Source organism: Streptomyces sp. NRRL S-920, assembly GCF_000717945.1.
Classification (GTDB): domain Bacteria; phylum Actinomycetota; class Actinomycetes; order Streptomycetales; family Streptomycetaceae; genus Streptomyces; species Streptomyces alboniger.
In genome coordinates, this window is the sequence record NZ_JODF01000007.1 from 21,260 (window position 1) to 40,640 (window position 19,381).

The window sequence follows — 19,381 nt, forward strand, 5'->3', positions numbered from 1 at the left end:
CCCGCGCGCGGCCGACCGCGGCTACGCGCAGCTGAACCGGGCCGCCGCCCAGTCCGCGTGGTCCCCGCTCTTGGACCCGTTGGTGTCCGTCACCTTCAGCTCCACGTGCCGGGCTCCGCGCACGTCGACGTCGACCGGGACGGTCGCCGACGCGCCCGTCACCTTCGGCGAGGTCCACAGCACCTTGCCGTCGGCCTCGACCGAGAAGGCCACCTCTCCGTAGCCGTTGATCTCGTCGTCGATGCCCACGTCGGCGGTGAAGGCGGAGCAGCGTCCGCCCGGATAGACCTCGATGACGGCGTTCGCGTGCGTGCCGATCCCCTTCTCGTACGTCTTTCCGGCGAGGGTCAGCGTGCGGCCGTCGCCCGCGCCCGACTCGCCGTTGCTGCGGTCGCGTTCGGCGGGGCCGTAGCCGTTGGTGGACTTCAGCCACACCATGTCGCTCGCCCAGGTGTCCTTGCCGGGCGCCTCGGGCACCACGCCGAGCGCGAACCGCTGGCGGGCGGTGCGGTCCTGACCTGCCGAGCGGTAGCGGGCGGTCGCGGTGAGCGGCTGTTCGCCCGGGTCCGCGGCCTTGGGCGGGGTGACGGCCACCTCGACGCGGCGCGTGGTGCCCGCCGGGATCCGTCCGGTCCTCGTGGCGGCGACGGTCCATCCCCCGGGCGCGTCGAGGGTGACCTCCACGTCGGTGGCGTCCTTCGTGCCCGCCGTGACGTCCACGGCGACCTTGCCCGGCGCTCCCGCGCCGAGTTCCTGGCCCGCGGGCACACCGACGGTGGCGGCCGCGCCGGGCACGGCACCGCCGACGGCGCTCGTGTCGTCGAGGGTCAGTTCGAAGGCGCGGTCGGTCCGCCGGGAGGGCGTCTTGACCTTGACCACGCCGCCCCGGTCGTCCCGGTCGTAGAACCAGCCCTGCCCGGCCTTGTCGTACGCGCCCTTGGAAGCGAGCCGCGGCAGTGCGCGCCCGTCCAGCTCGACGCGGCTCGGCGCGTCCCCGGTGTGCAGCGTGAACGCGTAGGGCCTGCTGCGCTGCTTGCCCTTGAACTCGCCCTCGCTCGCGCCGATCCGCACGCTGACGTCGCCCGCTCCGGAGCGCGGTGCCCGCACGTCGGCGCGCTGGGTGGCGTACTCGCCCTCGCGGTGGCGCCGGGTCACGCCGTCGTCCTCGTACAGCTCGAAGGAGGACTTCCCCTGGGGGTAGATGTCCCAGGCGAGCGGCGAGTCGGCCTCGCGGTCCTCGTAGGAGCGTATTCCGCCGGGCCACATGGGCACGCTCGCGCCGCCCCTGACGAACAGTGGCAGGGTGTCGAGGGGCGCGCTGTAGCCGTCGACGGTGGTGGGGCCCCGGTAGGTGCGCCCGCTCCAGTAGTCGGTCCAGGTGCCCTTCGGCAGGTAGATGCCGTCGCGGGTGGCGGTGTCCTTGTAGACGGGTGCGACGAGGAAGTCCTCGCCGGTCAGGAACTCGTACTTGGCGGCGTCGGTCGCGGCCTTCGGGTCGTCGGGGTACTCCAGGGCCAGCGGACGCACGGCGCCCACCCCGGTCTTCGTCGCCTCATGGGCGTACGAGTAGAGGTAGGGCAGCAGTGACTCGTGCAGCTTCAGGTACTTGCGGTTGATGGAGGTGTACGGCTCGCCGTAGCGGAAGGGCTGCTTGTCGCTGGCGGCCCAGCCGTCCATCGTCATCGTGACCGGCAGGAACATCTTCCACTGGAGGTCGCGTACGTACGTCTTGGGGCTGCCGCCGAAGATGCCGTCGACGTCACCGGTCGTATAGGCGAGGCCGGACATGGTGGACCCGGCGTAGGTGGGGATCTGCCAGCGGATGTACTCCCAGCTGCCGCTCTGGTCGCCGGACCACTGCACGCCGCAGCGCTGCGCGCCGGACCAGCTCTCGGGGGCCCAGGTGAAGCCGCGGGCGTCGCTGTGGTCCTCGATGCCCTTGTAGGCGTCCTTGCAGCCGTCCAGCGCCTTCTTGTAGCCGTCGCCGACCCAGGCGACGTCCAGCTTGGCGACGCGCTGGCCCGCCCTGACCTGCTCGGCGATCTTCGCGAGGCCGTCCTCGGTCCACAGGCCCATCTTCATCTTGCGCTCGGCAAGGCCCTTGGACGTCTCGGGGAGGTCCTCGTAGCCGCAGCCGTAGCCGTCGTTGACGAGCATCCAGCCGTTGGGCATGTCGTGCTGGACATAGCCGTCGGCGACCTTGAGGGAGTCCAGGGTGCGCCGCTCACCGCGGTTGGCGTTGTGGAGGTAGCAGTCGGCGTCGCCGATCTCCATGCCGTAGACGGGCGGCAGGAAGGGCTTGCCGGTGAGCCGGGTGTACTGCCCGATGACGTCCTTGGCCGCGTCGTCGCCCTTGCCCGCGAAGTAGTAGGCGTCGAAGCGCTGTTCCTTCGCGGTGGCGGTCACGGGCTCCGCGAAGTCGTAGGTGTTGGGGGCGTAGGTGTTCCGGAAGACGCCGTACCCGGCCGTGGAGAGGTAGAACGGCACGGAGTTGGGGTGCCCGCCGTCGTTCCACTCGTAATCGACGCTGACCTCGACCTTCTTGCCGCGGTGCGAGGTGTTGCCGCGGCCGTTCTGCATCCCGGCGCCGTAGAACTGCTCGTCGGCGCCGCGCGCGAGGCTCTGCGTGGTCGTGTCCTTCGTCCAGGTGAGGCCCTTGGTCTCGGCCCACACCCGGGTGCCGTCGGCGCGGTACAGGGCGAAGCGCAGCGGCGACTTGTAGGCGCGCAGTGTCACCTTGGCGGTGCTCAGCTCGTAGCGGTCGCTCTTCTCCCGCCACTCGGTGCGCGGCGCCTTGCCCTGGGGCAGGACGATGTCCTTGCCGGTGGGGTCGGTGAACGTGCCGTCGGGGGCGAGTTCGAGGCGGAAGGTCTCCGCGGAGACGAAGCTGACGCGGGCCTCGGCCCTGCCCGCGGTCAGCCGGTAGACGGAACCCTCGTGGCTGAATCCGGTGACGTCGCCGACCGTGGTCGCGGGCTCGTCGGCGGCGCGCGCGGCGACTGGGCCGGCGGGCACCACGAACGCCGCGAGGAGGCCCAGGAGGCCGGCGGCGACCGCCGATCTGAAGCGCGTGAGAGATCTCATGGCGGAGGTCTAGCGCGGCAACCGGCCCCGGGGCCATGGACTTTGGTGGCGAGCTCGTGGATTTCCCACGAGCCCGAGAGCCGGACGGGCGGAGGATTCCGGCCCGTCCGGCGGGTGAGGACGAGCCCGATGGGCGATCGTCCTCAGTAAGAACAACCGCTACAGGGCCACGCCGAGCAGCGCGTCCACCGCGCGCGACACGATGCCGGGCGCGCCCTCGTCCGTGCCGCCCTCGGCGCCCTGCCGGGCGACCCAGCGGTCCACGGCGGCCAGCGCGGCCGGCGCGTCCAGGTCGTTGGCGAGAGCCTCCCGCATCTCCTCGACGACCGCTTCGGCGGCGGGCCCGTCGGGGCGGGACACGGCCGCGCGCCAGCGCCCGAGCCGCTCGACGGCCTCCGTGAGGACGGAGTCGGTCCACTCCCAGTCCGCGCGGTAGTGGTGCGCGAGGAGGGCGAGGCGGATGGCCGCGGGGTCGACGCCGTCGCGCCGCAACTTCGACACGAAGACGAGGTTGCCCTTGGACTTGGACATCTTCGCGCCGTCCAGGGCGACCATGCCCGCGTGGACGTACGCCTTGGCGAAGGGGTACTCGCCGGTCAGCGCCTGGGCGTGCGAGGCGCCCATCTCGTGGTGCGGGAAGGCGAGGTCGGAGCCGCCGCCCTGCACGTCGAAGCCCATGCCCAGGTGGTCGAGGGCGATGGCCACGCACTCGATGTGCCAGCCGGGCCGCCCGCGCCCGAGGGAAGCGCCGTCCCAGCTCGGCTCGCCCTCGCGGGCCGCCATCCAGAGCATCGGGTCGAGCGGGTTCTTCTTCCCCGGCCGCTCCGGGTCGCCGCCGCGCTCGGCGGAGAGCAGCTTCATGGCGGCCGCGTCGAGCCCGGACACCTCCCCGAAGTGCGGGTCGGACTCCACGGAGAAGTAGGTGTCGCCCTCCAGTTCATAGGCGGCGCCCATGTCCCTGAGGCGTTCGACGAGCGGCACGATGCCGGGTATCGCCTCGACGGCTCCGATGTAGTGCTGCGGCGGCAGGAGCCGCAGCGCGGTCATGTCCTCGCGGAACAGAGCGGTCTCGCCCTCGGCGAGCGCGACCCAGTCCTTGCCGTCACGGTTGGCGCGTTCCAGGAGCGGGTCGTCCACGTCGGTCACGTTCTGGACGTAGTGAACCTGCCGCTTGGTGTCGAGCCACACGCGCTGCACGAGGTCGAACGCGTTGTAGGTCGCCGCGTGACCCATGTGGGTCGCGTCGTACGGAGTGATGCCGCAGACGTAGATACGGGCGACGGGACCGGGGTCGAGGGTGACGAGTCCACCGGTCGCGGTGTCGTGGATCCGGAGGTCGCGGCCCTTGCCAGGAAGGGCGGGGACCTCAGAAGCGGGCCAGGCATGCATGCCCTGAGCCTAACCGGACGGGGCGTCCGCATACGAGTGGGGATCATCGAATGGTGGCCAAAGGCGCTCCGAACGTGGCCGGTGGGGCCCAGAGGGACTCGCCTGGCGGCCGCGCCGAGGGCCTCAGACGGGCGGCCAGGGGATCGCGGGCCACTCGCCGGACGGCTCGGGGTGGCGCCCGGACGCAAGGAGGGACCCCACCCGCGCGCGCAGTGCCTCGATCTCCGCGGCCGTGATGAGCCCGGCGAGCCGCTCGGCGAGGGCGGCGCCCTCCTTGAGCGCGTCCCGCAGGCCCTGGAGGACCTCGACGGCCTCCCCGGTCAGCGGCTCCCCCGCCCACCCCCACAGCAGCGTGCGCAGCTTGTCCTCGGCGTTGAAGGTGACGCCGTGGTCGATGCCGTAGAGGCGTCCGTCCGCGGCCAGCAGATGGCCGCCCTTGCGGTCGCCGTTGTTGATCACCGCGTCGAGGACCGCGAGCCGCCGCAGCCGGGCGTCGTCGGCGTGGACGAGCAGTGCGGTGCGCTCCTCGTCGACCTGGGCACGGCCGACCGCCTTCCAGCCGTCGTCGGGCTCGTCGCCGTCGACCAGGGCGAGCAGCGCCTCGTCCCCGGCGGGCTCGATCCACAGCTGGCACATGCCCCGGCCGTAGGGCCCGTCCCGCAGCACGGTGGGGGGTACGAGGTCCCAGCCGGTGGCCCGCGACACCTCGTACGCGGCGACCTCGCGCTGTGCGAGCGTGCCGTCGGGGAAGTCCCACAGCGGCCGCTCCCCGGCGACCGGTTTGTAGACGCAGGCGGCTTCCTCGCCCTCGTAGGCGACCGTGCAGTAGAGCACCGCGTTCGAGGCCTCACGGATCTGCCCGCGCACGGTCAGCTCCCCGTGGGTGAGGAGCGTGACGGGGTCGGCGGTCACGCTCCCCGCCGGTATCCGTTCTGGCGCGGGCATACGTGTCCTTCCGGGTCGAGCGGGAGGCTGCACAGCGGGCACGGCGGGCGGCCCGCGTTCACGACGTCGAGGGCGCGCTTGGCGAAGGCGCGGGCCTGCGCCCCGGTGAGGCGCACGCGCAGCATCGGCGGGCCGTTCTCCTCGTCCTGGAGGAGCCTTTCCTCGGCCTCGGCGAGGTCGTCCTCGGAGTCGGCGTCCAGTTCGACGAGCGCCTGTGCCTCGACGATCATCCGCTCCTCCTCGCCGTCCCAGGCGAGGGCCATCGTGCCGACGCGGAACTCCTCCTCCACCGGGGCGTCCAGGGGCGCGCTGTCGGTGATCTCGGCGGGCGCGACGGCCGGTACGGCGGCATTGCCCCCGCTGCGGCGCACGACCTCGTCGAGCAGCTCCTCCATGCGCTCGGCGAGCGCGGCCACCTGGGTCTTCTCCAGGGCGACGCTGGTCACCCTGACGCCCGCCGAGGCCTGGAGGAAGAACGTACGCCGTCCGGGCAGCCCGACCGTTCCCGCGACGAAACGCTCCGGGGGGTCGTAGAGGAACACCTGACGGGACACGTCCTGTCTCCATTGGATCGATTGCGAGGGGGCTGTTTCAACTACCGGGGCCTGCTTCAGCCCGCTTCACCCTACTGCGGCCGACGATCACGGTGCGCCCGCACCGCCTCCCACCGTGGCGTCGCCGCCCGGAGGCACCTCCCGGGGCACGAGGGAGGCGAAGTCACCGGTGTCCCCGAGGCGTACGAGGAAGGGGCGCAGCCGGGTGTAACGGATGACGGTGACGGAACAGGGCTCTACGGAGATGCGCTGGAAAAGGTCGAGGTGCAGCCCGAGCGCTTCGGCGACGAGGGACTTGATGATGTCCCCGTGCGAGCACATCAGGTACACGGCGTCCTCGCCGTGCTCGCGCTCCACGCGCGCGTTCCACTCGCGTACCGCCTCGGCGGCCCGCGTCTGCATGGCCCGCATGGACTCGCCGCCGGGGAACGCGGCGGCGGACGGGTGCTGCTGTACGACCTCCATCAGCGGTTCGTCGGCCAGCTCGACGAGCTTGCGGCCCGACCAGTCCCCGTAGTCGCACTCGCCGATGCGGTCCTCGCTGTGCGCCTGGAGCCCGGGGCGGGCCGCGAGCAGCGGCGCGACGGTCTCGCGGCAGCGCTGGAGGGGGCTCGTGACGACCTCGGCGAGGGGCACGGCGGCCAGCCGGGCGGGCAGCGCGGCGGCCTGTGCGGCGCCGCGCTCGTCGAGGGCCACGCCGGGGGTCCACCCGGCGAGCAGACCCGCGGTGTTGGCGGTGGAGCGTCCGTGCCGGACGAGGATCAGCGTGGGCATACGGTCCACCCTAAGTGCCGGGAAGGTGATACCTACGGGGTGACTGGGAACACTGCGCAGTGTGATTGTCGACTGTGCCATTTACCGAGAGGGTCGTCGCCGCGAGGGCCCGCATGACTTCTCCGACGCCCTTGACGAGGCGCGGACCGCCGACGAGTCGTTCGTCTGGATCGGCCTGCACGAGCCGACGGAGGCGGAGTTCGAGAAGGTCAGCGCGGAGTTCGGGCTGCACCCGCTGGCCGTGGAGGACGCCCTCAAGGCCCATCAGCGGCCCAAGCTGGAGGTCTACGACGACTCGCTGTTCATGGTCCTCAAGCCGGTCGTGTACGAGCCGGACAGCGACACCGTCTCCTCCGGCGAGGTCATGATCTTCATGGGCGACTCCTTCGTGGTGACCGTCCGCCACGGGGAGGGCGCCCCGCTCGGCGCCGTACGCGACCGGCTCGAAGCCGACCCGGACGTCCTGAAGCACGGCCCGACCGCGGTCCTGTACTCGATCGCCGACGCCTCCGTGGACCACTATCTGGAGGTCGCCGACGAGTTGCAGGCAGACCTGGAGGTCCTGGAGACGGAGGTCTTCTCGCCGGACGGCGGCGGTACGCGCCACACGGCGTCCCGGATCTACAACTTCAAGCGGCAGATCCTCGAATTCCGCCGGGCCACCGGGCCGCTGTCCCTGCCCCTGGCGCGGCTCTCCGGAGCGGGCCCCTACGGTCCGCCCGTGCCCTTCGCGGACGAGACGGCGCAGCCCTTCTTCCGGGACGTCAACGACCACCTGACGCGCGTCAACGAATCGGTGGAGGGCCTGGACCGCCTGGTGTCGGACATCCTGTCCGCGCATCTGGCGCAGATGAGCGTGCGGCAGAACGACGACATGCGCAAGATCTCGGCCTGGGCGGCGATGGCGGCGGTCCCCACGATGATCGCGGGCGTCTACGGCATGAACTTCGACCACATGCCGGAGCTGCACTGGACATGGACCTACCCGGCCGTGATCGTCGTGATGGCCGTCCTCGAAGTGGTCCTGTACCGCATGTTCAAACACCGGGGCTGGATGTAGCACCCGGCCGGCCTGGGCCTGACTAGGCGAATTCGGGCGCCGGGGTCGCGGGCCCGCCCAGGGCGTCGCGCCGCTCGGGGAGCTTCAGGGAGACCATCCGCCGCCAGCCGCCCATCCGCTCGTACGCGTACATCGCGTGGATGCCCGCCGCGAGCACCCTGCGCTTGGTGTGGGGCCAGGCCAGGATGTGCCCCATGCGGTCCATCACGGCGAGGCTCACATCGCGGTAGACACGGATCTCGGCGAGCGCGCACTCGCGCAGGGTGCGCTGGATGGTGTGGCCGTGCCCGGCGGCGGCGAAGCGCAGCAACTCCTCGTGGCAGTACGCCAGGTGGTTGTCCTCGTCGTTCGAGATCATCCGGACCGCCCGGCCGAGGTCCGGGTGGTCGGCGAAGTTCTTGAGGAGCAGCCGCATCTGTTCGGAGGCGCGCTGCTCGGTGACCCTGCTGTGCGCGAGATACGTGACGACATCCCGCACGGTCAGCGGCAGGTCGGACTTCAGCTGTTCGTGCGCGAGGCCGATGCCGTGCTTCTCCAGGAGCATCGTGTAGTCGGTCTCGTGCGGCACCTCGACGGGCCGCAGGCCGCGCTTCTTCAGCAGCGCGTGGAAGATCCGGCCGTGCTTGTCCTCGTCCGCGCCGTGCCGGGCGATCTTGGGGGCGAGCGCGGTTTCGTCGGCCGGGACGAGCGCGGCGATGCGGCGGTTCTCCCAGCCTCCCTGGGCCTCGCCGCTGGCGGCGATGGAGCAGAAGAGCCGGAACGACTCGTCGTTGTCGAGGATCTCCTCGAAGACACCTCTGGCCGACAACATCACTGACACCTCCATGCCCCGGTTCGCCCTGTATGCGAACCTCCGCGAGGAAGGAGTCAACGTGCGGGGTTCGCCCCGGAGCAAAGGGCATACCGGCCGCCTCCGCCGAACGAAGGACGGCGGCTGCGGCCATCAGGCCGTAACCGACGGGCCGCGTGACGCGTTGTGTCCCGTGACGGCCGTGGCGGGGAAGACCCCCCGAGCCCCCACCACGGCCGCGGAAACTTCCCTCTCGCGTTACGCCAGACCGGCGCGCTCCAGCGCCTCGGTGCCGGCCCGCAGCGCGGCGATCCGCTCCTCCAGCGTGAAGCCGGCGGGCGACAGCGTGAGCGTGGTGACACCGGCCGCCGCGTAGGCCTGCATCCGGTCGGCGATCCGCGCCACGGAACCGAGCAGGGCCGTCGAGTCGATCAGCTGCCGCGGGATGGCGGCGGCCGCGCCGTCCTTGTCGCCCGCCAGGTACTTGTCCTGGATCTCGGCGGCCTCCTTCTCGTACCCCATGCGCCGCGCCAGCTGGTTGTAGAAGTTCTGCTTGGGGCTGCCCATGCCGCCGACGTACAGCGCGGTGTAGGGCCGGAACATGTCCGCGAGGGCGTCGATCCGGTCGTCCCCGCCGACCGCGATCGGCAGCGTCGGGACGACGTCGAAACCGTCCATGGTCTTGCCGGCCTTCTCGCGCCCGGCGCGCAGATGCCGGAGCGTGGTCTCCTCCAGGTGCTCGGCGGCCGGGAAGATCAACAGGGCGCCGTCGGCGATCTCGCCGGTCTGCTCCAGGTTCTTGGGGCCGATGGCGGCGATGTACAGCGGGATGTGTTCGCGCTGGGGGTGGACGGTCAGCTTGAGGGGCTTGCCGGGGCCGCCGGGCAGCGGCAGCGTCCAGTGCTCGCCCTCGTGGGTGAGGCGTTCGCGGGCCATCGCCTTGCGGACGATGTCGACGTACTCGCGCGTGCGGCCCAGCGGCTTGTCGAACTTCACGCCGTACCAGCCCTCGGACACCTGCGGGCCCGAGACGCCGAGGCCGAGCCGGAACCGGCCGCCCGAGAGCGAGTCCAGGGTGGCGGCCGTCATCGCGGTCATCGCGGGCTGCCGGGCCGGGATCTGGAAGATCGCGGATCCGATGTCGATGCGCTCGGTCTGCGCGGCCACCCAGGACAGCACCGTCGCGGCGTCCGAGCCGTACGCCTCCGCCGCCCAGCAGACCGCGTAGCCGAGCCTGTCCGCCTCCTTGGCGACCGCGAGGTTGTCCGCGTCCATCCCGGCGCCCCAGTAGCCGAGGTTGATACCGAGCTGCATGGCCGATCCCCTAACCGCTGTACTCATGAGTAACGTCCCTGTGCCGGGGACTGTAGCGCGCGGACGCCCGATCCGTCAGGGGCGCCGGACGGGCCCGGGGGTGACCGAGTTCTCCACAGTCGCCGGTTTGTCCACAGGCCCGCCCGCCGCCGGGGCCCGGCCAGTAATCTCGCGCCCATGGAGCAGAGGCATCTCGGCCGGACCGGCCTGCGTGTGTCCCGGATCGGACTCGGCACCCTCACCTGGGGGCACACGGAGGAGACCGACGCCGCCGATCTGTTGAAGGTGTTCTGGGAGGCGGGCGGCACCCTCGTCGACACCGCCGATGTGTACGGCGACGGGGAGAGCGAGTATCTCCTCGGCCGCCTGATCGAGCGGCTCGTGCCCCGGCGCGATCTGGTCATCGCCACGAAGGCGGGCAGCGTGCCCGACCCCGAGCGGCGTTTCGACGGCTCGCGTGGCCATCTGCTCTCCGCCCTCGACGCCTCCCTCGCCCGCCTCGGCACGGACTACGTGGACTTGTGGCAGGTGCACGCCTTCGACCCGAGAACTCCCCTGGACGAGACCTTGCAGGCCCTCGACATCGCGGTCAGCAGCGGCCGCGCCCGCTATGCCGGAGTCTCCAACTTCTGCGGCTGGCAGCTCGCCAAGGCCGCGACCTGGCAGCTGGCGGTGCCGGGCGCACGCACCCGCATCGCCAGTACGCAGATGGAGTACTCCCTGCTCCAGCGCGGCATCGAGCGCGAAGTGCTGCCCGCGGCCGTCGACCTGGGAGTGGGTCTGCTGCCCTCCTCGCCGCTCGGCCGGGGCGTGCTCACCGGGAAGTACCGCCACGCCACCCCGGCCGACTCGCGCGGCGGCTGCGACCACATGGCCCCCTTCGTCGCGCCGTACCTCGACGACGCGGCCGGCCACATCGTCGACGCCCTCGCGACGGCCGCCGACGGGCTCGCGGCGACCCCGCTCCAGGTCGCCCTCGCGTGGGTGCGGGACCGCCCCGGTGTGACGGCCCCGATCGTCGGCGCGCGCAACGCGCAGCAGCTCACGGCCGCATTGTCAGTGGAGACCCTTAGTCTTCCTGACGAGATCTGCCGGGCGCTCGACGATGTGTCGGCGCCCGTGCACCGCTATCCCGATCACGACTGGAGCACGCTGTGAGTACGGAACCCGCCGCCGCGGAGGAGCCCGAGGCCGAGGTCGAGACCAGGGCCGAGGTCGAGGTCCGGGTCGAGGCCGAGCGGGACTCCGAGGCCGGGCCGGAGGGCGGGACCGCCGCTTCGGAGGCCACCGAGGCCGCCGCCGAGGGCACGGCCGAGAGCCCCGCCGAGGGCACGGCCGAGGGTACGGCCGAGCTGTCCGAGACCGAGGCGGAGATCGCCGCGCAGCGGGAGTTGCGGGAGCGGATCGAGCAGCGCAAGGCCTCGAAGGAGGGGCCGATCGAGGCGGGGACGAAGCTGAGCGGGACGGCCGCCGACCTGCTGGCGGCCGTGCGCGCCGTGGAGAGCGGCGAGAAGCCTGTCGCCACCGCGTTCCGGGAGCCCGAGCGCCGCAGGCCCGCCCCGTCGCCCGCCCTGTCGCCCGCCCAGGAGCCCGTACGCCCGCGCCGGCCTGCGGTGCCGGAGCCCGCGCGGGAGGCCATCGACGCGGTCGGCGCCGTGCTCGCCGAGGGAGGCGCGCCGCCCGCGCTGGCCGCGGCGACGGCGGCCGCGCTCGGCGAGGGCGCCGATGAACAGTTGCGGGCCGACCCCTGGCAATTGCTGCGGGTCGGCGGGGTGCGGCCCGAGCAGGCCGATGGGTTCGCCAGGGCGTTGCTGGGCTCCGCGTGCGGGCCGGACGATGAGCGCAGGGGCCGGGCGATCACCGTCTGGCTCCTGGAGCAGGCCGCGGTCGCGGGGCACACGGCGCTGGACGCCTCCGCGCTGAGCGCCGCGCTGGGGCAGCGCGCGGTGCCGGATCCGGACGCCGCCGTGCAGAGCGCCCTGGCCGAGGGGGACGCCCTGGTCTTCCAGGACGCCCTCGAAGGGGCCGAGGTGCCGGTCCAGCGCGCGGACGGCGAGGGCGCGCAGGAGGGGGACGACGGCGCGGACGGCGAGCAGGAGCGCCCGGTCCGCGTCCTGATCGGCCTTGAGCGGTACGCCATGGCGGAGGAGAGCCTCGCCGACGGGCTCGCCAGGGTCATCAACTCCCTGCCCAAGGAGGGCGACGCGGGCCCCGAGGCCGCCGAGTGGGAGGCCGCCGCGGCGCGTGCGTCCGGCTCGACGGCCGAGCTGATCCGCGCCGCAGCCGGGCACGGACTCGTGCTGCACTTGGGTGGGGAGGCCGCGCGCGCCGAGCCCGCCGCGCTGGTGACCGCGGCCGCGGCGCTCGGCCTTCGGGTGTGCGCCGCCGCCCACAGCGCCGACGGACGGCGCCGCCTCGCGCGGGCGACCGGTCTGGAGGAGGCCGCCGTGACGGTGGCGGGGCTGCTCTCCGGTGAGCAGGGCCCCGGTCGCGACGCGGACGGCGCCCTCGCGCTGGACCTCCTGGTGGTCCTGGACGCCCCGCAGTTGGACGTGGAGAGCGCCGCGATGCTGGTGGAGTCCCTGCCGGACGGCGCCCGCCTGGTGCTCAGCGGCGACCCCGGCGTGCTGTGGTCGGCGGGCCCGGGGCGGGTCTTCGCGGACCTCGTGGCCGCCCGCTGCTGCCCGCAGATCGTCTCGCGCACCCCGGACCCGGGCCCCCTCGGGGAGCTGACGTCCGGCATCGGCATCGGTGAGCTGCTCCAGGTCGAGGCGCCCGGCAAGGAGGTCGTGCTCGTCCCGGTGCGCGACGCCCCCGAGGCGATCCACCGCACCGTGCAGCTCGTGGCCGACTCGGTGCCGAGGGCGATCGGCGTGCCCGCCGAGCAGACGCAGGTCATCACGCCCGGGCACGGCGGCGCCGCGGGCACCCGCGCGCTCAACACCGCGCTGAAGGAACGGCTGAATCCGGGCCCCGGCCGGTTCGGCGGCTTCGACCCCGGCGACCGGGTCGCCCACGTCCCGGCGGCGGGCCGCACGACGCTCGGCCAGGTGGTGCGGGCCGACGCGGAGGGGCTGCACCTGGAGTGCGACGGCGCCCCCGTCCTCGTACGCAAGGAGCGGGTCGAGCAGGAGGTGCGGCACGCCTGGGCGCTCACGGCACACCAGGCGGCGGGGCTGCGCTGGCCCGCGGTGGTCGTGGTGCTGCCCGGCGACGCGGCGCAGTCACTGACGCGGCCGTGGGTCTACACGGCGTTCAGCCGCGGCGAGCGGCATCTGTCGGTCGTACAGGGCGTCGAGGCGGCCCTGCCGCGGGCGGTGGCGGAGCGCCTCTGGAAGGACCGCACGACACGCCTGCGGACGCTGCTGCGCCCGCAGGTGCCCTCGGCGGCCTCCTGAGCGGCGCGCCCGTGCGCACGGGCCACGAGCAGGCGCGCCACCCCGTAGGGAGCGGCGTGCCTGCCGGGCCGTGAGCGTCGACCGTCAGCGACCGGCTCCGCGGACGCCCCGGCCCGCCCGGCCGGCCTCGCCCGATGCACCAGGCCCGCCCGGTCCACCCGACTCGTCCGCCTCGTCCGCCCCCTCGGTCACGTCGGTCACGTCGACTTCGTCCAGCTCATCGATCTCATCGACCTCGTCGAGAGGGACCGCGAGGTCCGGGTCGATGTCGGGGTCCGCGTCGAGGCCGCCGAGGCCGTCGAGCCCGTCGGCGTCCAACTCGTCGTCGAAGACCGCGCTGACGTCGAAGCGGCACACCACCCGGTGCGGGTCGGCCTGGTCGAAGGGGGCGTCCAGCCACTCCCCCGGCTCGGCGGGGGTGTCCGCCGCGGTGACCCAGAGCGTGGAATCGCCTTCCTCCAGGCCGAACTCCTTGTGCCGTGAGGCGATTTCGTCCGGTTCGAACTCGCCGAACAGGACGCCGAGCGCGCCGTGCACGGTGTCGGCCGGGCCTGCGCCGCCCTGCCCGCCCGTGTCGAGGTCGGCGACCCGCTGGGCCTGGGCGAGGAGCCGCGGCGGCTCCGCCACGGCGTAGTCGCGGCGGATCAGCACGCTCAGGGCGTTCGCCTCGTCCGGCCCCTGGTACGGCGGCAGCGCGTCCTCCGTGCCGGGGATCTCGAAGGGGGTGACCTCGTCGTAGCGGTCGTAGAGGAGTTCGTCGTACTCCTCGGCGGCCGCGGCGAGTTCGTTGAACGCCTCGTACACGGCCGGATCGTCCTCGCCCGACCTGCGTTCGACCGCGGCCAGGTGGCGGTCGAGCGCGGTCTTGACCGCCTCGGCGGCGGCACGTACCTCGGCAGCGGTGGGCTGCGCAGCATCAGACATAGTGCAGACGCTATCCGTACCGGGCCCATGCCCGCACAATAGATGCGATGCCGGAATACGAATTTGTCGACGTGTACGTACCGCGCGGGGTCACCCGCAAGGAAGCCACACGTCTGCTCACGGACCACGCAGAGTACGGACACTGGGAGTTGGACCGCCTGAGTCTGCATCCCGACGGCAGCCGCCGTGTGCGGCTGAGGCGGCGGATCATCCGCCAGGTGCGGGCCACCTGGTGAGCCCGGACCGACCGGGCTGAGCCGTCGGGCCCAGGACGACGGAAGGAACGGAGCGGGCCCCGCCACAGCGGGGCCCGCTCCGTTCCGGCAGTCCCGGACGCCAATGGCTCAGGCGGCCGTCCGCGCCCTCCGGTACAGCACGGCGCCCGCGAGGAGCACGCCCGCACCGGCCGGCAGCGCGATGCCGATGGGCAGCGAGCTACCGGTCTCCGCGAGCTGCGAGGTCCCCTTGGGCTGGGTGACGGTCTGCGTGCCCGGGTGGTTCGGCTTCGTGTGGTCGACCGGGTCACCCGGCTTACCGGGCGTGCCCGGCTTGCCCGGTCCCTCCGGCTTACCGGGGTGCCCCGGCTTCCCCGGCTTGCCAGGCTCACCCGGCTTCCCGGGCTTGCCCGGCTCCTCCGGCTTCCCCGGGTGGCCGGGCTCCGTCGGGGGCTTCTCGTGGCCCGGCGGAGTCGTCCTGCCGGACTCGTTGGCGCAGCCGTTTCCGGTGGCCGGGTTGGCGAGACCGACGACGGTGACGCTGTTGCCGCAGACGTTGACCGGCACGTCCACGGGCAGCTGGACGTCGTTGCCGGAGCCGACGCCGGGCGAGTTACTGGCGTGCCCCTGGGCCTTGGCCCCGCCGCCGCCCGGCTTGTGCGAACCGCCGCCCTTGCCGGAGGCGTTCACACACTTGTTGCCCGCCGCGGGGTTGAGGACCCCGACGACGTTCACGGTGTTGCCGCACACGTTGACGGGGACGTCAACGGGAGCCTGTACGGAGTTGCCCGACAGCACACCCGGGGAGTTCGAACTGCCCCCCTGGGCGGTCGAGTCCGCGTGTGCGTAGCCGCCGGTCGCGGCGAGTACGCCGGTCGCGGCCGCCACGGTGATCAGGCCTTTGCGCGTGACCTGTCGCATAGCTGTTCCCTGCCTTTTACCTTCCGAAGTACGTACGGACGTGCTCGCCCGGACGTCGAATGCCGGTCGGCCCCGGAGCACATGGCGTGCACTCCGGGGCCGACCGACTCAGACCCTCAAGGGGTGAGGCACAACGTCACTTGTTGATGCAGGTGTTGCCGAAGGCGGGGTTCAGCAGCCCGATCACATTGACCGTGTTGCCACAGGCGTTCACCGGCACGTGCACGGGCACCTGGACAACGTTGCCCGAAACCACACCGGGAGAGTTCACGGCGGCACCCTGGGCACCGGCGTCGGCAGCGGCGATGCCCGCGCCGGCGAGCACCAGACCACCAGTGGCAGCCGCAGCAGCGACGACCTTCTTGATCATTATTCCTCCTAGTTGGCAATGCAGTCCCAGCCGCGGACTGCACCACCTGTAACGAGGAGGGGGACGGAGAGCTACGAGCCGGGGGCCCCTTTCACCCTTCTCAGGCACGTACGTACGCACTGACGATTATGGGAGAGTCGTTTCAGCACGCAAAAAGGACGTTTCCCGGCCTGGCCACGGCCGGAATTCGTCAGGAAGCGTCGATGAAACGGTCGAGCACGCGGACCCCGAACTTGAGACCGTCCACCGGGACCCGCTCGTCGACGCCGTGGAACATGCCCGCGAAGTCCAGCTCCGGCGGCAGCTTCAGGGGCGCGAAGCCGAAGCCGCGGATGCCGAGGTCGTCGAAGGACTTGGCGTCGGTGCCCGCGGACAGCATGTACGGCACGGCGCGCGCGATGGGGTCCTCCGCCCGCAGGGCCGTCTGCATGGCGTCGACGAGCGCGCCGTCGAACGTCGTCTCCAGCGCCTTGTCCGCGTGCACGTCCTCGCGGCGGACGTTCGGACCGAGGATGCGGTCCAGGTCGGCGAGGAACTCCTCCTCGTACCCCGGCAGGTAGCGGCCGTCGACATGCGCCGTGGCCTGGCCGGGAATCACGTTCACCTTGTACCCGGCGCCGAGCTGCGTCGGGTTGGCGGTGTTCTGGAGGGAGGCGCCGATGAGCTTGGCGATGCCGCCGAGCTTGGCGAGCGTCGCGTCCATGTTCTCCGGATCCAGCTCGGTGCCGAGGGCGTCGCCCAGCTCGTCGAGGAAGTGCCGCAGCGTCTTGGTGACGCGTACGGGGAACTTGTGCCGCCCCAGACGCCCGACCGCCTCGGACAGCTCGGTGATCGCGTTGTCCTTGTGGATCATCGATCCGTGGCCGGCGGTGCCGTCCACGGTCAGCTTCATCCAGTGCATGCCCTTCTGGGCCGTCTCGACGAGGTAGAGCCGCAGGTTCTCGTTGACGGTGAACGAGAAGCCGCCGACCTCGCTGATCGCCTCCGTGCACCCCTCGAAGAGGCCGGGGTGGTTGTCCACGAGGTAGCGCGCGCCGTACGTGCCGCCGGCCTCCTCGTCGGCGAGGAAGGCGAGGACGATGTCGCGCGGGGGCTTGCGGCCGCTGCGCATCCGGTCCCGGACGACCGCGAGGGTCATCGCGTCCATGTCCTTCATATCGACGGCGCCGCGGCCCCAGACGCAGCCGTCCGCGATCTCCCCGGAGAAGGGGTGATGCGTCCAGTCCATGGCGTTGGCCGGTACGACGTCGGTGTGGCCGTGGATGAGCAGCGCGGGCCGCGACGGGTCCTCGCCCTCGATCCTCGCCACGGTGGAGGCCCTGCCGGGATGGGACTCGAAGATCTTCGGCTCCAGGCCGACCTCGGCGAGCTTCTCGGCGACGTACTCGGCGGCCTTGCGCTCCCCCGGGCCCGAGTGGTCGCCGTAGTTGCTCGTATCGATCTGGATCAGTTCGCGGCAGAGGTCGACGACCTCGTCCTCACCGGTGACGGCCTTGCCCGTGCTGGACCCGCTCACGCTGGGCTCCTCCCGCATTCGCTGCTGGTGGTCCCCCTCATCCTCTCTCTCCCCGGCTCCGCTCCCAAGGCCGGGCACGCGTCGTCATCAGCAGTTCATGGTGGACGGAGGGGTGATCGAGGACCCCCGGAGGCCTGGTAATGTTCTCTGTGTCGCCGCGGGGAACACCCCGCGAAGACAGACACCTTGTCCGGGTGGCGGAATGGCAGACGCGCTAGCTTGAGGTGCTAGTGCCCTTTAACGGGCGTGGGGGTTCAAGTCCCCCCTCGGACACCAGCTGAAACCCCACTTCACGTGGGGTTTTCTGCATTTCTGGGGCGTGGCCCCCAGCTTCAGGCCAGGTCCAGCACGCCCACCGTTTGGTCCCCGCTGGTCTCGCCGGTCGGTCGGAAGCCGAGCGCCAGGTAGAAGCCTGCGGGGCCGTCCGGTCCGGGATGCCAGGTGGTAGTCAGGCGTGTGCCGCCTCGGCGCCGGATCTCAGCGGCTATGGACTCCACTGCGAAGCGCCCGTAGCCCCGGCCCTGCTTTCCATCCGCGATGTTCAGACGCCAGAGTCCGGAGCGAAAGTCGGTGCCTTCGCCGGTCCAGTCGATATGGAAGAAGGCCATGAGGAACCCGACGGCCTCGCCGTCGTCGCAGATGAGCCGGGGCCACGCGATGCCGGGGTGGACGTATGCCTCGGCGAGTGACTTCACCACGGGTGCCACCAGGTGTTCCTGGTCGGGGCGGACCCTCAGGTCGATCGCGGTCTCGAAGTTGTCAGGGGTGATCTCTTGCAGGTGGAGCGAAGTTGACATGCCCGCACTCTAAGCAGGCAACGCACATGATGGGCGACCGGGTGCGCACAGGCGAGTCACTCAGAGTGGGGCGAGGATCATGAGGACCTCGTCTCGGTCGTCATCTGCGCTGAAGCGGAGGGCGCCGGGCCAGCGGCCGATCTCTTTCCATCCGAGGCGCCCGTAGAAGGTCTCCAGACCAACGCCGCCGCGGGCGGCGAGGCGCAGTTGTTCCAGGCCCATCTCGTCCTTCGCGATTCTGCGTGCCTCCTCCATGAGGGCCCGTCCGATGCCCAGCCCTCGGAGTGCGGTTCGGGTCTGGACGTGGTGGAGGGTTCCCCAGTGCGCGATCAGCTCGAACCGATCGCGGCGGACGTTGAGCCAGCCGGCGAGTTCACCGTCCAAGGTCACCGTGACGATCCGGCTGGTGTCGGGGGCAAGCTGATCGACTATGCGATCGAGGGTGGGCCTCACCGTGGCCGCGTCGACGGGCGGGAACGGGAAGCCTGCCGCGCCGCCCGCGTTGGTGACCTCGGTCCAGCATTCGGTGAGGGCGTGTCGGAGCTTCGGGTTGGCGTCGTCAGGTGAGCTGAGCTGCTGAAAGACGAGGGAGTCGGGAGTCATCCCGGAATCTTCGCAGTGCCCGACGGGCGTTCAGCATCCAGGCCTGGCCTCAGATGCGAGGCCTCTCCGTCAGGTTCCTGAGGGCGATGTTGAGTCGCAGGACGTTCACCCGCGGCTCCCCCATGAAGCCAAGGGTCCTGCCGTCGGTGTTCTCGTCGACCAGGTTCTGGACCCTCGCCACGCTCAGGTGGTTCCTCTCGGCCACGCGGTGGACCTGGAGGTCGGCGTAGGCCGGGGAGATGTGCGGGTCCAGGCCCGAGGCCGAGGAGGTGACCGCGTCCGCGGGTACCTCGGAGGGCCTGACCTTATGGGCCGCGGTGGAGTTGTCCCTGATGACCGCCGCCTTGGCCGCCTTGACCTGCTGGATCAGGTCCTTGTTGGCGCCGGACAGGTTCGTGGCGCCGGACAGGAGCAGCTCGTACCGGGTGTTGACGCTGTTCTCGCCGAGGCCGTTGGCGGGGCGCGGCTGGAACCACCTGAGGTCCGGCTCGGGTGTGTCCTGGCCCTTCTTGAGGGGCAGGTCGTAGCGCTGGCCGATGAGTTCGGAGCCGACGACCTTGCCGTCCGCCGTGATCTCGGAGCCGTTCGCCTTGTCGTGGAAGAGGGTCTGGGCGGCGCCGGTGACCGCGAGCGGGTAGAGGACGCCGCAGAGGACGGTCAGGACCAGCAGGGCGCGCAGGCCCGCGCCGAGCAGGCGGGCGGTGTTGCCTACGGAGTTGTTCATGGT

At 71.7% G+C, this 19,381-nt stretch carries 18 protein-coding genes and 1 tRNA gene; 5 read left to right on the plus strand and 14 right to left on the minus strand.

Annotated elements, in window-relative coordinates; all coding sequences use genetic code 11:
* Positions 1-21: 21 nt before the first annotated feature.
* From IG54_RS0107470 to IG54_RS0107490, 5 genes are all read right to left on the minus strand, one after another.
* The gene (locus IG54_RS0107470) at positions 22-3,084 is read right to left on the minus strand and encodes an NPCBM/NEW2 domain-containing protein (RefSeq protein WP_030778802.1); all 3,063 of its coding nucleotides are present in this window, start codon (positions 3,082-3,084) and stop codon (positions 22-24) included.
* A gap of 159 nt (positions 3,085-3,243) precedes the next feature.
* Positions 3,244-4,473 (minus strand): cysteine--1-D-myo-inosityl 2-amino-2-deoxy-alpha-D-glucopyranoside ligase, encoded by a 1,230-nt coding sequence (mshC, locus tag IG54_RS0107475; protein ID WP_030778804.1) that lies wholly within the window; start codon positions 4,471-4,473, stop codon positions 3,244-3,246.
* 123 nt (positions 4,474-4,596) lie between these two features.
* Complete coding sequence (locus IG54_RS0107480) at positions 4,597-5,418, minus strand: SCO1664 family protein (protein WP_051819337.1); 822 nt, start codon at positions 5,416-5,418, stop codon at positions 4,597-4,599.
* On the minus strand, positions 5,382-5,972 hold the full coding sequence (locus IG54_RS0107485) for a DUF3090 domain-containing protein (protein WP_030778808.1): 591 nt from the start codon (positions 5,970-5,972) through the stop codon (positions 5,382-5,384). Before IG54_RS0107485 ends, IG54_RS0107480 begins: the two co-directional genes overlap by 37 nt.
* Before the next feature lie 87 nt (positions 5,973-6,059).
* Positions 6,060-6,746, minus strand: coding sequence for a histidine phosphatase family protein (locus IG54_RS0107490; protein ID WP_030778810.1), 687 nt, complete (start codon positions 6,744-6,746; stop codon positions 6,060-6,062).
* 61 nt (positions 6,747-6,807) lie between these two features.
* Here IG54_RS0107490 and corA point away from each other — a divergent pair, with 61 nt between their 5' ends.
* The gene (gene corA, locus IG54_RS0107495) at positions 6,808-7,806 is read left to right on the plus strand and encodes a magnesium/cobalt transporter CorA (protein ID WP_030778812.1); all 999 of its coding nucleotides are present in this window, start codon (positions 6,808-6,810) and stop codon (positions 7,804-7,806) included.
* A gap of 22 nt (positions 7,807-7,828) precedes the next feature.
* Here corA and IG54_RS0107500 read toward each other — a convergent pair whose 3' ends face one another.
* Both IG54_RS0107500 and IG54_RS0107505 read right to left on the minus strand, forming a co-directional pair.
* Positions 7,829-8,617, minus strand: a complete 789-nt coding sequence (locus IG54_RS0107500) for a hypothetical protein (RefSeq protein ID WP_030778814.1) — start codon at positions 8,615-8,617, stop codon at positions 7,829-7,831.
* A gap of 237 nt (positions 8,618-8,854) precedes the next feature.
* Positions 8,855-9,910 carry an LLM class F420-dependent oxidoreductase gene (locus IG54_RS0107505; protein WP_030778816.1) on the minus strand — a complete coding sequence of 352 codons (1,056 nt, stop codon included), beginning with the start codon at positions 9,908-9,910 and terminating at the stop codon, positions 8,855-8,857.
* Positions 9,911-10,087: 177 nt separating this feature from the next.
* Between IG54_RS0107505 and IG54_RS0107510 the strand changes: the two genes are divergently transcribed.
* Together IG54_RS0107510 and IG54_RS0107515 are read left to right on the plus strand one after the other, a co-directional pair.
* Complete coding sequence (locus IG54_RS0107510; protein ID WP_030778818.1) at positions 10,088-11,068, plus strand: aldo/keto reductase; 981 nt, start codon at positions 10,088-10,090, stop codon at positions 11,066-11,068.
* Complete coding sequence (locus tag IG54_RS0107515; RefSeq protein ID WP_324615408.1) at positions 11,065-13,308, plus strand: helix-hairpin-helix domain-containing protein; 2,244 nt, start codon at positions 11,065-11,067, stop codon at positions 13,306-13,308. The genes IG54_RS0107510 and IG54_RS0107515 overlap by 4 nt, the downstream gene beginning before the upstream one ends.
* An 84-nt stretch (positions 13,309-13,392) precedes the next feature.
* On the opposite strand, the gene IG54_RS0107520 is transcribed toward IG54_RS0107515, so the two are convergent.
* The gene (locus IG54_RS0107520) at positions 13,393-14,232 is read right to left on the minus strand and encodes a hypothetical protein (RefSeq protein WP_234336054.1); all 840 of its coding nucleotides are present in this window, start codon (positions 14,230-14,232) and stop codon (positions 13,393-13,395) included.
* Positions 14,233-14,279: 47 nt separating this feature from the next.
* Between IG54_RS0107520 and IG54_RS0107525 the strand changes: the two genes are divergently transcribed.
* The gene (locus IG54_RS0107525) at positions 14,280-14,468 is read left to right on the plus strand and encodes a DUF5703 family protein (protein ID WP_030778823.1); all 189 of its coding nucleotides are present in this window, start codon (positions 14,280-14,282) and stop codon (positions 14,466-14,468) included.
* A 108-nt stretch (positions 14,469-14,576) separates the two neighbouring features.
* Here IG54_RS0107525 and IG54_RS0107530 read toward each other — a convergent pair whose 3' ends face one another.
* From IG54_RS0107530 to IG54_RS0107540, 3 genes are all read right to left on the minus strand, one after another.
* On the minus strand, positions 14,577-15,368 hold the full coding sequence (locus IG54_RS0107530; RefSeq protein WP_030778826.1) for a chaplin: 792 nt from the start codon (positions 15,366-15,368) through the stop codon (positions 14,577-14,579).
* A gap of 136 nt (positions 15,369-15,504) precedes the next feature.
* The gene (chpH, locus tag IG54_RS0107535) at positions 15,505-15,738 is read right to left on the minus strand and encodes a chaplin ChpH (protein WP_030778828.1); all 234 of its coding nucleotides are present in this window, start codon (positions 15,736-15,738) and stop codon (positions 15,505-15,507) included.
* Between the two features lie 190 nt (positions 15,739-15,928).
* Complete coding sequence (locus IG54_RS0107540; RefSeq protein WP_030778830.1) at positions 15,929-17,272, minus strand: M20/M25/M40 family metallo-hydrolase; 1,344 nt, start codon at positions 17,270-17,272, stop codon at positions 15,929-15,931.
* 170 nt (positions 17,273-17,442) lie between these two features.
* Here IG54_RS0107540 and IG54_RS0107545 point away from each other — a divergent pair.
* Positions 17,443-17,530, plus strand: a tRNA-Leu gene (locus IG54_RS0107545).
* Positions 17,531-17,586: 56 nt separating this feature from the next.
* Here IG54_RS0107545 and IG54_RS0107550 read toward each other — a convergent pair.
* The 3 genes from IG54_RS0107550 to IG54_RS0107560 are packed head-to-tail and all read right to left on the minus strand — an operon-like array spanning position 17,587 to position 19,378.
* A complete protein-coding gene (locus IG54_RS0107550; protein ID WP_030778832.1) occupies positions 17,587-18,051 on the minus strand; it encodes a GNAT family N-acetyltransferase in 465 nt (154 codons plus the stop codon).
* Positions 18,052-18,111: 60 nt separating this feature from the next.
* Entirely contained in the window at positions 18,112-18,654 is a 543-nt protein-coding gene (locus IG54_RS0107555; RefSeq protein WP_030778834.1) for a GNAT family N-acetyltransferase, read from the minus strand.
* Between the two features lie 49 nt (positions 18,655-18,703).
* Complete coding sequence (locus IG54_RS0107560; protein ID WP_030778836.1) at positions 18,704-19,378, minus strand: potassium-transporting ATPase subunit C; 675 nt, start codon at positions 19,376-19,378, stop codon at positions 18,704-18,706.
* Positions 19,379-19,381: the final 3 nt, after the last annotated feature.